The organism is Candidatus Binatia bacterium (assembly GCA_023150935.1).
Classification (GTDB): Bacteria; Desulfobacterota; Binatia; order HRBIN30; family HRBIN30; genus JAKLJW01.
Genome location: JAKLJW010000172.1, coordinates 1 through 538, shown reverse-complemented (window position 1 = coordinate 538; position 538 = coordinate 1). Strand labels below are relative to the sequence as shown.

General features: G+C 66.4%; 1 protein-coding gene. It reads right to left on the bottom strand.

All coding sequences use genetic code 11. From position 1 onward, the window contains the following. Window positions 1-538, bottom strand: a 538-nt coding sequence (locus L6Q96_23575; protein ID MCK6557527.1) for a sigma 54-interacting transcriptional regulator, incomplete at both ends; no start/stop codon positions are given.

Below are 538 nucleotides of genomic sequence, written 5' to 3'. Positions count from 1 at the left end.
CCCCGGTGAATGCGCCCTTGACATGCCCGAAGAACTCGCTTTCGAAAAGGTCCTTCGGAATGGCGCCGCAACTGACCTTGATGAACGGACGGTCGCGGCGCACGCTGTGCTGGTGGATGGCCCGGGCGACCAGCTCCTTGCCGGTGCCGGTCTCGCCCAGGATCAGAACGGTAGCGTCGGTGGGCGCGACGAGTTCGATCTGCCGGGTGACCTGCTGGATGGCAGCACTCCGGCCGACGATCTCGCCGAAGGCATGCTCCGTGTCGAGCTCCTGGCGCAGGTATTCGTTCTCGAGCTGAAGGCGCTGGCGCAGCTCGGCTTCCAGGCGGTTCTTCTCCTTCTCCGCGCGCGTCCGTTCGAATTCGGCGGCGGCGCGGGCCGCGAAGATCTGCAGCAGGCTGGTCACCAGTTCGCGGTTTTCGATCGGGCGGCGGTACAGCACCACCATCAGGCCAACGGCGCAGCCCGCCGAATCCTTCAGCGGAGTGCCGGCGTAGCCGTGCACGCCCATCTCCGCCAGCAGCTTGTCCTTCGGGAA